Source organism: Streptomyces sp. NPDC058662 (assembly GCF_042716255.1).
Lineage (GTDB): Bacteria > Actinomycetota > Actinomycetes > Streptomycetales > Streptomycetaceae > Streptomyces.
In genome coordinates this window covers 145,012-160,299 of the sequence record NZ_JBHXRU010000002.1, presented here as the reverse complement: position 1 = coordinate 160,299, position 15,288 = coordinate 145,012, and the positions used below count along the sequence as shown (strand labels likewise).

Below are 15,288 nucleotides of genomic sequence, written 5' to 3'. Positions count from 1 at the left end.
CCCGGCGGCTGTCCCCCGACACCGGGGAGCCGTGGACCCGGCCGGCCCCGGTAGCTGGTCGCCGCCGTACCGGCCGACGCCTGAGGAAGGCACCCGGCGGGACGCGCCGTGCGGCTACCGAGTGTTCCGGGCGCCGCCCCCGGACTGCCCGGGATGCGCGTTTTCGTATGGTTCCCCGCTGGAAAACGGGTGGATGCGCACCCAGCGCGTACCTACAGTGACGGGGCACCACACCGTCGAGCAGGAGCGGACCATGCGCACCCACTACCCCCGCACACCGCACCTGCCCTGGTCCCCCGGAGCCACCCCGGACGACGTACGGGCGACCGGGCCGGCGGGGCTGTCGGGGCTGGCCGGGCGCGAGGTCGTGGTGACCGAGAAACTCGACGGCGAGAACACCACCCTGTACGCGGACGGGCTGCACGCGCGCTCGCTCGACTCCGCGCACCATCCGTCCCGGGCCTGGGTCAAGAGCCTCCAGGGCCGCGTCGGCGCCCGGATACCGGCGGGTTGGCGGGTGTGCGGGGAGAACCTCTACGCCCGGCACTCGCTCGCGTACGACGACCTGGACAGCTGGTTCTACGGGTTCTCGGTCTGGGACGGCGAGCGCTGCCTGGACTGGGACCGGACAGTCGTCTTCCTGCGGGACCTGGGCGTGCCCGCGCCGCGCGTGCTGTGGCGCGGCGTGTTCGACGAACGGGCGCTGCGCGGGCTGCGGTTGGACACCTCCCGCCAGGAGGGGTACGTCGTGCGGACGGTGGACGGCTTCGCTCGTGAGGACTTCGGCCGGTGCGTGGCGAAGTGGGTGCGCGGGGGCCATGTGCGGACGGACACGCACTGGATGTTCGCGCGGGTGGTGCCCAACGGGCTCGGTGCGGCCGCCCCCCTGTGGGCCGTGCGCTCGGGCGCCGGGGCCGACGCGGCGGACCTGCTGGCGGCGGCCGGGGTCGGGGCCGGTGCGGCAGCGGGTCCGGTGGGGGCGGTGGGTGAACCGGTTGGAGCGGGTGCACCGCGTCCAGCCGATGGGGCGAGCGCCTCGGACACCGGCCCCGCCGTGGCCGATCCGGCCGTGGCCGACGAGGTCGCCGCGCTGCTCGACGGGCCGGATCGGGAGCGCACCGGGGACGCCCGACTGGCCGGAGTACTGGCCGCCTTGCTGCACCGCGCGCCCCGGGCCCGGATCGCGGCCAGGCTCGCGGCGGGCCCGCTCGGAATGGGTCTCGCCCGCCGGGTGGCCGACCTGGTGGGCCTGTACCCGTACCTCCAGCGGCCGTTCCCCGAGGCGGAGCGGCGGGCGGGGCTGGTCCGGCTGGCGGAGGCCGCCGACCTCGGCATCCTGCACGCGCTCGCCGGCGCGGCGGCGGGGGACGCGGAGGCGCGGGAGTGCGTGGAGTGGTCCGCGCTGTGCGCCGAGGACGCGGGGCTCCTCGGCCCGGATCCGTTGGGGTTCCTGCGGGACGGGCTGCGGACGGACCTCGCGGGACTGGGCGCCGACGCGGCGGACCGCTGCTGGGCCGAGGCGCGGCGCGCGTTCGGCGCGGGCCGGATCAGCACGGCGGAGGAGGCTGTGGCGGCCACGTGGCGGTGGCGGGACGGGGCGTTCCCGCGGCTGATCCAGCTGTGCGGGCCCTCGGGCAGCGGCAAGAGCACCTTCGCGCGCGGCCTGACCGGCGTGGACACGTACATCGGTCTCGACGACCTGCGGACCGCGCGGGGGTCCCGGGCGGACCAGAGCGCCAACCCCCAGGTGCTGCGCGAGGCTCTGGACCGGCTCGACGACGCCCTGGCGCGGGGCTCCACCGTGGTCTGGGACGCCACGTCCCTGAACGACCGGCAGCGCGCCATGGCCGGTTCGGTGGCGCGCCGGCGGGACGCGCTGGTGACGCACGCCGTGGTGCTGGTCGAGGAGGCGGAGCTGCTGCGGCGCAACGCGGCGCGGGTGCACCCGGTGCCGGCGGGGGTGCTGGCCGGGCAGCTGCACCGCTTCGGCCCGCCGTATCCGGGCGGGGCGCACCGGACCTGGTACATCGGAGCGACCGGCACGGTCGAGGACGTGGCGGGCGGCCTCGGCGGCGGCCCGCCGGGCCGCCCGGCGCGTTCGCCCGGCTCGCCGGCCGGGACGCGTACGGCAGCGGGCGGGGAGCACTGATGCGTACCAGCGAGGAGCTCTACCACCAGGTCCGCTGGGACCCCCGGTTCGATCCGGCCCGGTTCGTCCTCGGACTGCTGCAGCGGGGAGCGGACCCCAAGCGGGTGCCGCTGCCGTCCTTCGTGCCGGGCGGCGACATCCCGTGGCACCGGGTGCTGTTCGTGGAGGCGGACGGCGAGCTGGTGTGGGACCGCGCGACCGGTGTGGACCGGATCGACCTCACCGGCGCGGGGCGGGTGCGCGACCCGCGCCTGCTGCGCGCGCCGTTCTTCACCGCGCGCACCCCGTACGCGTGGGACCCGGCGGGAGCCGGCGCCTGGAGGCCGGCCGACGCCGTGCCGCGCGCCGCGGGGACGGGCCCGGCGACGGTGCGGCTGCTGACGTGGAACACCCTGTGGGACCGGTACGACGCGCCGCGCATCGACACCGCGCGGCGCAGGCCGCTGCTGCTGGCCGAACTGGCCGCTGCCGACGCCGACGTCATCGCGCTCCAGGAGGTGGAGCCGGAGCTGCTCCGCATGCTGCTGGCGGAGCCGTGGGTCCGGGACGCGTACACGGTCGGTACGGATCCGGGCGGCCGCGACGTCGCCGCGTACGGGCTGCTGGTGCTGAGCCGGCTGCCCGTACGGGAGGCGGGGCTGCGCGAGCTCAGGGCGCACAAGGCGGTGGCCGCCGTGACGGTGGACACGGCGGCGGGTCCACTGGTCGTCGCGGACACCCACCTGACCAGCGACCACTCGCAGGACGGCGCGGCGCGGCGATCGGCCGAACTGGCGCTGCTCGCGGAGGGCCTGGGCGGCATCGGAGCCGAGGTGGCGCTGCTCGGGGACTTCAACGACGGCCGTTCCGGGACCGAGGGGCCGGCGAACGCGCTCGGGTTCCGGGACGCCTGGACCGAGGTGCACGGCGCGGCGGACGACACGCCGACCTTCGACCCGGCGGCCAACCCGCTGGCGGCGGTCGGTTCGCTGTCCGGGCGGGCGGCCCGGCTCGACCGCGTCCTGCTGGAGTCGGGGTCGTCCCGCAACCCGCCGGCGCGCGTGACGGGGGCGGCGCTGCGGGGCGACTCCCCCGGTCCGCAGGGGCTGTTCGCCTCCGACCACTTCGGCGTGGAGGCGTCGGTGGAGTTCGACGGCCCGTCGGACGGCGGTCCCGCCGTGCTGGACGGTGCGGCGACGACGCGGACGGCGGTGGCCTGGCTCCCGCCCCGGCTCCCCTCAGGGATGGAGGAGCTCCGGCGCGAGCACGACCCGCGGGCCGAGCGGTGGCCCGCGCACGTGAATCTGCTCTTCGGCTTCGTACCGGAGTCCTCGTTCACGCGGGCGGCCGAGCTGCTCGCCGAAGTCGCCGCAGGGGTACGGCCGTTCCAGACGCGACTGGAGGGCGTGCACAGCTTCGGGCACCGCGAGGACGCCACGCTGTGGCTGGACCCGGCGGCGGGCGGCGACGCCCCGTGGCAGGAGCTGCGGCGCGCGCTCGTCGAGCGGTTTCCCGGGTGCCGGGGCCGTGCGGACGGTCCGGACGGCTACACCCCGCACCTGACGCTGGGACGCGACCGCGCCCCGGTGCGGGCGTCCGCCGCCTTCGCCGACCGCCTCGGCGCGGGTGTGTCGGCGTGGGTCGGGGAGCTGGCCGTGCTCTCGCGGCGCGGGGACGGGCCGATGCGGGTCCGGGCGACGGTGGAGCTGGGCACGGGGCGGGTGCGGTGGGCGGCGGAGCCGCCGAGCCCGGCGGCCGTCTCGCCCCCGACACCCCCGACACCCCCGTCACCTCCGGGACGCGAGGCCGGAGGCCGGGACGCCGGGGATCGCGGTGACGGTGACTCTGGCCGGGACGCCGGGGTCGAGGCGTCGGCGCGGGTCGTCGCGCGGATCGCCGGGGCACTCGCGGACGGGGTGGTGCACGTCGCCGGGTCCCGGCGGATGGGCTGCGCCCTGCCGGACGCCGACCTCGACCTGGTGGCGGCGCTGCCGGGCGAGGTGCGCGTCGCCGACGTACGGGAGCGGATCTCGGCGGCGCTGCCGGACGCCGAGCGGCTGCGGGAGGTCACCGGGGCGCGGGTGCCGGGACTGCGGCTGCGGGTCGCCACGCTGGACGTGGACCTCGCGGTGGTCGCCACCGGTGCGCTGGACCCCGCGGCGGCCGTCGGGCGCCGGGCCGCCCTGGGCGAGGCGGCGGCCGTGGCGCTGAGCGCCGTGAGCGACGCGGAAGCGATTCGGGGCTTCGCGGGCGCGGAGCACGCGGCGTTCGCCCGTCTGGCCCGGGAGGTCAAGGCCTGGGCCCGGGCGCGCGGGCTGGACTCGGCGCCGTTCGGCGGGCTGCCGGGACTGGCCTGGACGGTGCTCGCCGCCCGTACGGTTGGCGAGGCGGGGCCGCGGGCGCCCGGCGTTCTGCTGCGCGAGTTCTTCGGCATGTGGGCCGCCTGGGACTGGCGGGAGCCGGTCTCGCTACGAGCGGCGGGCCGGGCAGTGCCGGCGCAGACCGCCGGCACGCGGGACGCGGCGGCCCGAGCAGCGCACGACGCCGTCGGCGCCGCCGGTCCGGTGACCGTGCTCACTCCCTCGGAACCGGTGCGCAGTTGCACCGCCCAGGTCGGGCCCGGCATGCGGGACCTGCTGGTCCGGGAGTTGTACCGGGCCTGGGAGCTGCTGGAGGGCGACGGGGTGTCCCTCGCGGAGGTGACGGTCCCGCCGCCGCTGCACCGGCGGCACGCGGCGTGGGCGGTCGTGACCGTACGGGCCGCCGGGCCGCGGGAGTTCGAGCAGTCCCTGGGCCGGACCCGGGGGCGGCTGCGGGCGTTGCTCCGCGCCCTGGAGGAGGCCGGCCACGGGGACGTCCATGCCTGGCCCCGTCCGTTCGAGTCCGGTCCGGGGATCGCCCGTTACGCGATCGGGCTGGGCGCCGCCCCGCCCGACGCGGCTCGGTTGTCGGCCCTCTCCGCCTCCTGGTCGTCCGGGCTCACCGGCGTGGAGGTAGCCCGGGTGGCGTGCGGCGACGTCCCCGACCTCCGTTGAGCGCGTGGCCGGGCATGCGGCGCGGCGTCGCCGGGTGCGGCGCCGCACACGGACCAGCGACGAGTAACGAGTAACGAGTAACGAACGCATCATCACCTCTGGGGTGCGGCGGGGCACACTTCCCGAACGCGGTCCGAGCTCCGTCCCGCCCAGCGGGCACGGCGGGACAGAGCGGCCATGAGCATCAGTACAGCCATGCCACCTTTTTTCGTCAATACTTTTCACAAGGATTGAAGAAACGCCGAGTTCACAGGCCTGGCGCGGAGTTGACATCCCGTTCGGCCTTCAGTTCATGAACGCTCAAACCCTTGACGGTGTGCCCGGGGGGCAGTTCACTCACGCTTCGGTCCCCCCGGATCCATGACCTCAGGAGCCCCCACATGCCCCTCCTCTCCGATCGCCCGCCGCGGCTCACCGCCGCGGCGCTCGCCTCCGCCCTGATCGCGGCCCTGCTCGTGCTGCTCCCCGGCGCCGCCGCCCACGCGGCTCCCGTGCTCCTCTCCCAGGGCAAGCCCGTCACCGCGTCCAGCCTGGAGGGCGCCGGAACACCCGCCGGCGCGGCCGTCGACGGCGACAACGGCACCCGCTGGTCCAGCCAGTTCGCCGACCCGCAATGGATACAGGTCGACCTCGGGGCCCCGGCCCAGCTGAGCCAGGTGGTCCTGCGCTGGGAGGCCGCGTACGCGAAGGCCTACCGCATCGAGCTGTCCCTGGACGGGACCAACTGGAGCACCGCCTGGTCCACCACCGCGAGCCCGGGCGGGGTCCAGACCCACGACATCACCGGCACCGCCCGCCACGTCCGCGTGTACGGGACCGCGCGGGCCACCGGGTACGGCTACTCGCTCTGGGAGTTCCAGGTGTACGGCACCTCCGGCACCGGTCCGGTGATCCCGGGCGGCGGCGACCTCGGCCCGAACGTGATCGTCTTCGACCCCTCGACGCCGAACATCCAGGCCAAGCTGGACGAGGTGTTCACGCAGCAGGAGGCCGCCCAGTTCGGTTCCGGCCGCTACCAGTTCCTCTTCAAGCCCGGCACGTACAACGGCCTCAACGCCCAGATCGGCTTCTACACCTCGATCTCCGGCCTCGGGCTGAACCCCGACGACACCACCATCAACGGTGATGTGACCGTGGACGCCGGCTGGTTCGGCGGCAACGCCACCCAGAACTTCTGGCGTTCGGCCGAGAACCTGGCGCTCAACCCGGTGAACGGCACCAACCGCTGGGCGGTCTCGCAGGCGGCGCCCTTCCGCCGGATGCACGTCAAGGGCGGCCTGAACCTGGCCCCGAACGGCTACGGGTGGGCCTCCGGCGGCTACATCGCGGATTCGAAGATCGACGGCCAGGTCGGCAACTACTCGCAGCAGCAGTGGTACACGCGCGACAGCTCGATCGGCGGCTGGTCCAACGCCGTCTGGAACCAGGTCTTCTCCGGCACCCAAGGCGCCCCGGCGCAGTCCTACCCGAACCCGCCCTACACCACCCTCGACACCACGCCCGTCTCGCGGGAGAAGCCCTTCCTCCACCTGGACGGCACCGAGTACAAGGTCTTCGTACCGGCCAAGCGCACCAACGCCCGCGGCACCTCCTGGGGCAACGGCGCACCGCAGGGCAGCTCGATCCCGCTGAGCCAGTTCTACGTGGTCAAGCCCGGCGCGAGCGCTGCGACGATCAACGCGGCGCTGACCCAGGGCCTGCACCTGCTCTTCACCCCGGGCGTCTACCACGTGGACCGGACGATCCAGGTCAACCGCCCGGACACGGTCGTCCTGGGTCTCGGCCTCGCCACGATCATCCCGGACAACGGGGTGACCGCGATGAAGGTCGCCGACGTGGACGGTGTGAAGCTGGCCGGCTTCCTGATCGACGCGGGTCCGGTCAACTCCCCGACGCTGCTGGAGGTCGGCCCGGCCGGTGCCGCCGCGGACCACTCGGCGAACCCGACCACCGTCCAGGACGTGTTCATCCGCGTCGGCGGCGCGGGTCCGGGCAAGGCCACGCTCGGCATGGTGGTCAACAGCGACGACACGATCGTCGACCACACCTGGATCTGGCGGGCCGACCACGGCGACGGGGTGGGCTGGGAGACCAACCGCTCCGACTACGGCTTCCGGGTGAACGGGGACGACGTCCTGGCCACCGGCCTCTTCGTCGAGCACTTCAACAAGTACGACGTGGAATGGAACGGCGAGCGCGGGCGCACGATCTTCTTCCAGAACGAGAAGGCGTACGACGCCCCCAACCAGGCGGCGATCCAGAACGGTTCCACGAAGGGCTACGCGGGCTACAAGGTGGCCGACTCGGTGAACACCCACGAGGGCTGGGGCCTGGGCAGCTACTGCTACTACAACGTGGACCCGACGATCCGCCAGGAGCACGGGTTCCAGGCCCCGGTGAAGCCGGGAGTGAAGTTCCACGACCTCCTGGTCGTCTCGCTCGGCGGCAACGGCCAGTACGAGCACGTCATCAACGGTATCGGCGCTCCCACCTCGGGCACCTCGACCGTCCCGTCCACCATCGTCTCGTTCCCCTGACCCCGCCTGACCCACCCCTGTTCCCATGACCTCGCCTGACCTACCCCTGACCCCGCCTGACCCAACCCCTGACCACCCTTGACCCCCACCTGACCCCCGCAGGACGCGGGGCGGCCCGGCGGCCGCCCCGCGTTTTGCGGGCCGTTCGAGAGAGCGCTCTCCCAACCGGGAGGCGCCCACACCACCGGAGGAGCAGAAGTGAATCTCCGACCGCGGACCCTGTCCGCCCTGCTGGTCTCGGCGGCTTTCGCCCTGACCGCGACCGCCGGCCTCGGCGGCCTCGCCCTGACCGCCCAGGCGGCCCCCGACGCCGGAACCGCTCCGGCCGCACACGCCAACCACGCGGCGGCGGCCCCGTCGGCCACCGGCGACGACCCCGACGGGGACGGCTACATCCCCGCCGTGCCGCAGGTCACCGGGGTCACCCCGTCCTGGGCGAACCCGCCCGACCGCTACTTCCACGAGTTCCAGGCCAACTGCGCGGTCACCCGTACCGCCGCGGACGACCCGATCGTGTTCGCGGGCCGACCGGGCGCCTCGCACGACCACACCTTCCTGGGCAACACCACGACCGACGCGTTCAGCACGACCGCCTCCCTCAGCGCGGGCGGCACGGCCTGCACGGCCCCGGGCGACCTCTCCGGGTACTGGATGCCGACGCTCTTCAACGGCGACCGGCCGGTCCTGCCGACCGGCCCCCAGGTGATCTACTACAAGACGGGCGTGACCGACTACACGAGCGTGCGCCCCTTCCCCAAGGGCCTGCGGTTCGTCGTCGGCAGCCCGACGCAGAGCGCCGCCGAGTTCCGCGGCCACCGGGGCTGGGTCGAGGGCTGGGAGTGCGGGGACAGCTTCAAGAACACCGAGTTCCCGGCCCACTGCCCTGCCGGGACCCAGCTCAACATCCGCATGCAGTCGCCCAGTTGCTGGGACGGAAAGTACCTGGACACGCCCGACCACAAGGCGCACATGGCGTACCCGGTGGTGAAGCCTGGCAACAACGACAACGTCTGCCCGGCCAGCCACCCGGTAGCGGTCCCGATGGTCGAGTTCAAGATGGCCTTCCCCGTGAGCGGCGACATGTCGCGGGTCCGGCTGTCGAGCGGGAGCGGGCACTCCTTCCACTACGACTTCTTCAACGCCTGGGACGACCGGACCCTGAAGGCGCTGGTCGACCACTGCGTGCGTGGCGGACTGCAGTGCAACGCGCGCGGCTACGACGAGACCCACCCCGGGGCGGGCGCGGCACTGGGCCCGGACTTCCGGCTTCCGTAACCGGCGGCGGGCTCCCGTAACCGGCTGGTGGCTACTGGCGGACTGCTGCCGTCTGACCGCTGACGGCTGTCCCCTTCCGGGTCCGTGCCCGACCGCCGCCGAGCGGACCCCGCGCGTGCCCCGTACCGGCCGGCCTCAGATCTCGATGACGATCTTCCCGGCCGTGTGGCCCTGCCGGCTCAGCTCGAAGGCCGCCCCCAGCTCGGACAGCGGGAACGTCCGGGCCACGGACACGGTGAGCTGCCCGGCGTCGGCGAGGCGGCCGAGCGCCTCAAGGTCGCTGCCCACGGGTCGCACCCACATCCACTCCCCTCCCGAACCGGTTACGGTGGGGTCGGCGATGGAGGCGTGGCGGCCGTCGTCGTGGAGGACTTCACGGGTGACGGCGAGAACCTCGCCGACGAAGTCCGCCACCACGGTGACTCCGTCGGGGGCCAGGGCGCGCACCCGCTCAGCCAGGCCGTCCCCGTAGGCGACGGGCTCCGCGCCCAGGGCCCGTACGCGGTCGTGGTTGCGGGGGGAGGCGGTGCCGATGACCCGGGCGCCGAGGGCGCGGGCGATCTGCACGCCGAAGGAGCCGACGCCGCCCGCCGCGCCGTGGATGAGGACGGTGTCGTCCTTTCCGGTGCCGAGGCGGGTCAGCACCTGGTAGGCGGTGAGCCCGGCGAGCGGGAGGCCGGCGGCCTCGGCCCAGCCCAGCGAGGCCGGCTTGCGGGCGAGCGCCCGTACGGGGACGCAGACGAACTCGGCGCAGGTACCGCCGTGCACGTAGTCCTTGCGGACGTAGGCCATGACCTCGTCCCCCTCGGCGAACTCGGGCGTGTCGATACCCGTCCGCTCGACGGTGCCGGACACGTCCCAGCACGGCACCACGGGGTACACCACGTCCATGAGGGCGTCGAGGCCGCCCGCCATGATCTTCCAGTCGACGGGGTTGACGGATGCGTACTTCACCCGGACAAGGACCTCGCCGGGACCGACCTTCGGCAGGGGGAGCCTCGTCTCGGCGAGCACCTCCGCCCCGCCGTACGTCTCGTACGCCATCGCCCGCATGGTGTTGTCGTCCTGCTGCATGTAGCCGACCTCTCCGTGAGTTGCTGCGCCGCCCCCGGCTCCCATCCCACCACGCACGCCGCGCCCGCCCCGAGAAGCGGGGCGGGCGCGGTGCGGCGGGGCGTCAGCGGGCGCCGCGCGGGGCGCGGCTCCCGGGGGTCAGGCCGAGTCGCGGACCACCAGCTCCGGTGCGAACAGCACGGCGGCGGGCTCCGTACCTGTCGGGGCGCCCTTCGCCGGGCCGGGGTCGGCGCCTGCCGCGGCGCCCGTGACGCCTGTGATGCCCGTGACGCCTGTGATGCCCGTGACGCGGTCCAGGAGCAGGCGGACCATCTCCGCGGCCATGTCCTCCACCGGCTGCCGGACGGTCGTCAGTCGCGGCCGGCTCGCCGCGGCCGCGCTGGAGTCGTCGAATCCGATCACCGCCACGTCGTCGGGAATCCGGCGGCCGTGCTCGCGCAGCACCAGGCAGGCGCCCTGTGCCATCAGGTCGTTCGCGGCGAACACCCCGTCCAGGTCGGGCTGTTCGGCCAGGAGCAGCCGCATCGCGTGTTCGCCGCCGTCGAGGGTGAAGTCCCCCGTACCGGCCCGTACCCGCCCTCCCGCGGCCGCCACCGCGTCGCAGAACCCGGCCACGCGCTCCCGGCTCGCCGGGATGTCCGCCGGGCCGCCTATCACCGCGAGGCGCGCGCACCCCCGCGCCAGCAGGTGCCGGGCCGCCAGCGCCCCGCCCTCCCGGTGCCGCAGATCCACGTGGTCCAGCGGCACATCCGCCGGGGGCCGCGCGAACAGCACCGCCGGTACCCCCGCCGCCGCCAGCATCCCGGGCAGCGGGTCCCGCGCACGGGTGGTGACCAGCAGGGCTCCGTCCGCGCCGCCCCGGGTGAGGTACGAGAGCACCTCGGCGCGGTCCTCGCCCGTATCGGCGAACATCAGTACTGGATGGACGCCGCGAGGCCGCAGCCCCCGGACGACTCCGCCGACCACCCGCCCGAAGAAGGGGTCCTGGAACACGCGCGCCGCGAACTCGTCCCGGCCGCCCGTAGCGGCGGAGCCCGTACCGCACACCACCAGGGCGACGGCGCCGGACCGCCGGGTCACCAGCGAACGGGCCGCCCGGTTCGGCACGTACCCGGTCGCCGCGACGGCCCGCTGGACCGCCTGCTGGATGGCCGGGTCCACGTTGCGGACACCGTTGACCACGCGGGACACGGTGGCCCTGGAGACCCCGGCGGCGCGGGCCACGTCCTCCAGTGTCGGCACACCGCCGGCTTCGCCCGCCCGGCCGCGCCCGCGCGCGACCGCACCGGCCCGCCCGTCCGTCCCCGTACCCCGCCCCGTGTCCATGGCCGCACTGTAGCGGCACCCCCCGGACACCGAGGAGGACCTCGGTGGGGGTGCGCCCGGGGGCGGCTACGGCCGGGCGCGGAGGTACGGTTCCAGTTCGGCGGCTCCCGTCAGCATCGCGCGGCCGCGGGCGGACAGGCGGGCGTTCCAGTCGTGGAGGGCGGCCTCCAGGGGCTCCAGGCCGCCCGCCGCCCGTACGTGCGTGAGCAGCGGGGCGATCTGGTCCAGCGGGTAGCCCCCGCGCCGGAGTTGGCGGGCGAGTTGCGCGTCCCGCGCGTCGGCGGCGTCGTAGACGCGGTAGCCGGTCCGCGCGTCGCGGCGCGGGCGCACCAGTCCGGCGCGCTCCCACGCGCGCAGCGTGGCGGGCCGGATCCCGAGCTTCCGCGCCAGCGGGCCGATGAAGGTGACGCCGGGCGGGGACGCCGTATCCGGCCCGGGGGCCGCGTCCGGCTCCAGGTCGCGCAGGGCACTCCGTACGGCTTGCAGGGTCCGCCGGTCCTCCAGGAGCTGCGCGTGACTCTCGTCGATCAAGCGGAACGCCTCGTCGACGGCGCCCCGGTTCACGGCCCGCATGATCGAGGCCGCCACCGGATGGCCGTGGCCGGGCAGCAGGGCCACGAACGCGCCCAGGGCCGCCGCGTGCAGCGGGGTGTAGGTGCGGTAGCCGTGCGGTGTCCGCCGGGCGGCGGGGAGGATGCCGGCCTCCTCGTATTTCCTGACGGCCTGGGTGGACAGGCCGTGCGCGCGCGCCAGGTCGATCGGCCGGAGCCGTTCCCCTTTTTGAGGCTTCTCCCCCATTATTCCGCCGATTCTGTGCCTCTCGTGCGCTCAAGTCTCAACGGAAAGTTCAACGATAGCGTTGACGGCATGGCATCCGACATCGAGAAGCTCACCCGTTCCGTCGCCGCCTCCGCCGCCATGGAACTGTTCCCGGCTCGGCCCCGGCTGCTCGCCCTGGGCGAGCCCACCCACGGCGAGGAGTCCCTGCTCGACCTGCGCAACGAGCTCTTCCGGCAGCTCGTCGAGCAGGAGGGCTACCGGACCGTCGCGATCGAGAGCGACTGCATGGCGGGCCTGATCGTGGACGACTACGTCACCGCGGGCCCGGACGCGGCGACGGAGACCTTGGGGGCGGCCGCGGCGGCAACGCTCGACGAGGTCATGGAGCGCGGATCAGCCACGGCTTCGGCGCGTCCGCGGCCAACCGCGAACTCGTGCGCTGGCTGCGCGCGTACAACGACCGCCGACCCGCGTCCGAGCGGATCCGCTTCGCCGGGATCGACGGCCCGCTGGAGATCACCGCGGCCGCGAGCCCCCGGCAGGCCCTCACCGCCCTGCACGACTACCTCGCCCCCCGCGTGGACGCGGAGCAGCTTCCCTGCGGGGCGGACACACTCGACCGCCTGCTCGGCGCCGACGACAGGTGGACCGAGCCCGCCGCGATGAGGGACCCGTCCCGCTCCGCGGGGCAGTGCGCCGAGGCCCTCGAACTGCGCCTGCTCGCCGAGGACCTCGGGGCGCTGCTGCACGCCCAGGCGCCGCACCTGATCGCGGCGACCTCGCGGCAGGACTGGGACCGGGCGTGCCTGTACGCGCGGACCGCCCTGGGACTGCTGCGCTACCACTTCTGGATGGCTGACACCTCGCCGGGCCGCATGGCGCGGCTGGCCGGCCTGCGGGACCAGATGATGGCCGACAACCTCCTCGCCGTCGCCGAACGGGGCCCGGCCCTCGTGCACGCCCACAACGCCCACCTGCAGCGGGACGCGAGCACGATGCGGATAGGCGGCCTGCCGGTGCGGTGGTGGAGCGCCGGGGCGCTCGTGAGCGCCCGGTTGGGCGAGCGGTTCGGATTCCTCGCCACCGCCCTCGGAACGATCCGGCACCGGGGCGTGGACACACCCCCGGCGGACACGCTCGAAGGACTCCTGTACGCGCTCCCGGAGGCCCCCTGCCTCCTCGACGCCCCCCGACTGGCGACGGCCCTCGGCGAGACCCCGCCCGCCCCGCGCATGTCCCCGTACTACGGCTACGCCCCCCTGGACCCGGCACACCTGGCCGGGGTCGACGGGATCGTCTTCCTCAAGGACCTCCCCAAGCCCTGAGCCGGGCGCACCGGGGCACCGCGCACACGTGGTGTGGCGGCCCCGCACAGCACCAGGCGCCGCCGCTGTCCCCGGCTGTTCGCCCACAGCAGCCGCAAACAGGCGGAAGCGTCGCCACGTGCGCACGGGCGGCTTCCAAGCCAGGTTGCTCAAGGGGCGGCTGTGTGATGGGTGGATCCGCGGCGCGGGTCATCGCCGGCCTGCAGCAGCTTGAGCAGGTCGACGGTGACCCGGACGCAGGTGATGCGGCCGTCCTCGATGTGCGGCCGACCAGCGACGGGGAAGGGATCGGCATCCCCGTGGTGGGAGGGGTGCCGCACTTTCCCCCGGACGAGATCCGCCTGCCTGCACCGGGATGGCTCGCTCACCCCTAACGCTGAGCCCCCGCTCAGCCCGTTCTTCCTGACGTACGGGGGTGAACAGGGGTCCCGCCCCATCCGCCGGCTTGACTCACCGGGCTTCCGACAGTTGGGGAGCCTGGCTCCGTTCAGCACGGGTCTTCGTGAACTGAGTACGCTGCAACAACTGTCCACTTGCCAGGAACGCCGGAAGCGATTCGCACTCCAAGCCGAAGCCGGAGTGCAAGCCAGTTACTCAGACTGTTCCCGCGGAAGAGCACGGCTGCTGATCGCGTCGGCGATGGCGTAGGCGATGCGGACGAAGGACGCCCATCCCGGGGCTCATTGGGCCCGGCGGCGCGGGTGACGGTCCGGGCAGGCCTCAGGTGAGGGCGGGATAGTCGGTGTAGCCGCGCTGGTCGCCGCCGTAGAAGGTGGTGTGGTCCGGGGTGTTGAAGGGTCCTCCCTGCGCCAGGCGGCAGGGCAGGTCGGGGTTGGCGAGGAACATCGCGCCGTAGGCGAGCATGTCGGCCGTACCGTCCTCGATGAGAGTGAGGGCGTCGGGGCCGGTGGCTGCGGGTGCCGTGAAGGGGTTGAGGATGAAGGTGCTCGGCCACGCCTTGCGAAGTTGCAGCGTCAGGTCGCGGTCTGGGCCTTCAAAGACGTGCAGATAGGCCAGGTCCAGCGGTGCGAGGCGTTCGAGAAGGGTGCTGTAGGTCGCGGCTGCGTCGTTTTCGGTGATGTCGTTGTTCGGGTTGCCCGGGGAGATGCGCAGCCCGGTGCGTTCGGCGCCGATGGCGTCGGCGACGGCGGTGGCGACCTCGATGGCGAAGCGGACGCGGTTGTGAATGCTGCCACCCCAGGCGTCGGTGCGCTGGTTGACATTGGTGGACAGGAACTGGTGGATGAGGTAGCCGTTGGCGCCGTGCAGTTCGACTCCGTCGAAGCCGGCGGCAATGGCGTTGCGTGCGGCAGTGGCGAATTCAATGATCGTCTGTTCGATCTCCCGCTCGCTGAGCTCCTTGGGGACCACCATGTCCTGCGGGCCCGTGGTGGTGAAGACCCGCCCCGTGCCGGCGACCGGTGAGGGAGCGACAGGGACCATGCCGTCGGGCAGGAGGCTGGGGTGGCCGATGCGGCCGGTGTGTAGCAGCTGAGCGAAGATGACCCCTCCCTCGCGGTGCACAGCGTCGGTCACCGGACGCCAGGCGGTGATCTGTTGCGTGGTGTGCAGCCCGGGGGTGTTCGGGTAGCCCTGGCCGACGACGGAGGGCTGGATGCCTTCGGTGATGATCAGGCCGGCGCTCGCGCGCTGCGCGTAGTAGAGGGCGGTGTCCGGCGTGGGAGAAGCGCCGGGGCCGTAGGCGCGGCTGCGGGTCATGGGAGCCATGGCGATGCGGTTGGCCAGGGGTGTGCCGGCGAGGTCGATGGGGTCGAAAGCGGTCGTCACGAAAACTCCAAGATCGTGGT

9 protein-coding genes and 1 pseudogene are annotated in these 15,288 nt (G+C 73.9%); 6 read left to right on the top strand and 4 right to left on the bottom strand.

What is annotated here, in order from left to right; translation table 11 throughout:
• Nucleotides 1-253 precede the first annotated feature (253 nt).
• From ACFWUQ_RS01800 to ACFWUQ_RS01785, 4 genes are all read left to right on the top strand, one after another.
• Entirely contained in the window at nt 254-2,149 is a 1,896-nt protein-coding gene (locus tag ACFWUQ_RS01800) for an RNA ligase family protein (RefSeq protein ID WP_384531647.1), read from the top strand.
• Complete coding sequence (locus ACFWUQ_RS01795) at nt 2,149-5,163, top strand: poly(A) polymerase (RefSeq protein WP_384531539.1); 3,015 nt, start codon at nt 2,149-2,151, stop codon at nt 5,161-5,163. The genes ACFWUQ_RS01800 and ACFWUQ_RS01795 overlap by 1 nt, the downstream gene beginning before the upstream one ends.
• Before the next feature lie 380 nt (nt 5,164-5,543).
• Nucleotides 5,544-7,700, top strand: coding sequence for a discoidin domain-containing protein (locus ACFWUQ_RS01790; protein WP_384531538.1), 2,157 nt, complete (start codon nt 5,544-5,546; stop codon nt 7,698-7,700).
• A gap of 198 nt (nt 7,701-7,898) precedes the next feature.
• Nucleotides 7,899-8,975, top strand: a complete 1,077-nt coding sequence (locus ACFWUQ_RS01785) for a DUF1996 domain-containing protein (RefSeq protein ID WP_384531537.1) — start codon at nt 7,899-7,901, stop codon at nt 8,973-8,975.
• A 135-nt stretch (nt 8,976-9,110) separates the two neighbouring features.
• On the opposite strand, the gene ACFWUQ_RS01780 is transcribed toward ACFWUQ_RS01785, so the two are convergent.
• The 3 genes from ACFWUQ_RS01780 to ACFWUQ_RS01770 all read right to left on the bottom strand — a co-directional run bounded on the left by ACFWUQ_RS01780 (nt 9,111) and on the right by ACFWUQ_RS01770 (nt 12,173).
• On the bottom strand, nt 9,111-10,028 hold the full coding sequence (locus tag ACFWUQ_RS01780) for an NADP-dependent oxidoreductase (RefSeq protein WP_384531645.1): 918 nt from the start codon (nt 10,026-10,028) through the stop codon (nt 9,111-9,113).
• Nucleotides 10,029-10,187: 159 nt separating this feature from the next.
• Entirely contained in the window at nt 10,188-11,375 is a 1,188-nt protein-coding gene (locus ACFWUQ_RS01775) for a LacI family DNA-binding transcriptional regulator (protein WP_384531536.1), read from the bottom strand.
• Nucleotides 11,376-11,441: 66 nt separating this feature from the next.
• Complete coding sequence (locus tag ACFWUQ_RS01770; RefSeq protein WP_384531534.1) at nt 11,442-12,173, bottom strand: TioE family transcriptional regulator; 732 nt, start codon at nt 12,171-12,173, stop codon at nt 11,442-11,444.
• 69 nt (nt 12,174-12,242) lie between these two features.
• Here ACFWUQ_RS01770 and ACFWUQ_RS01765 point away from each other — a divergent pair.
• Together ACFWUQ_RS01765 and ACFWUQ_RS01760 are read left to right on the top strand one after the other, a co-directional pair.
• Nucleotides 12,243-13,480 (top strand): annotated as a pseudogene (locus ACFWUQ_RS01765) (erythromycin esterase family protein).
• 167 nt (nt 13,481-13,647) lie between these two features.
• Nucleotides 13,648-13,854 (top strand): hypothetical protein, encoded by a 207-nt coding sequence (locus ACFWUQ_RS01760; protein WP_384531532.1) that lies wholly within the window; start codon nt 13,648-13,650, stop codon nt 13,852-13,854.
• A 346-nt stretch (nt 13,855-14,200) separates the two neighbouring features.
• Here ACFWUQ_RS01760 and ACFWUQ_RS01755 read toward each other — a convergent pair whose 3' ends face one another.
• A complete protein-coding gene (locus tag ACFWUQ_RS01755; protein ID WP_384531531.1) occupies nt 14,201-15,268 on the bottom strand; it encodes an alkene reductase in 1,068 nt (355 codons plus the stop codon).
• Nucleotides 15,269-15,288 lie beyond the last annotated feature (20 nt).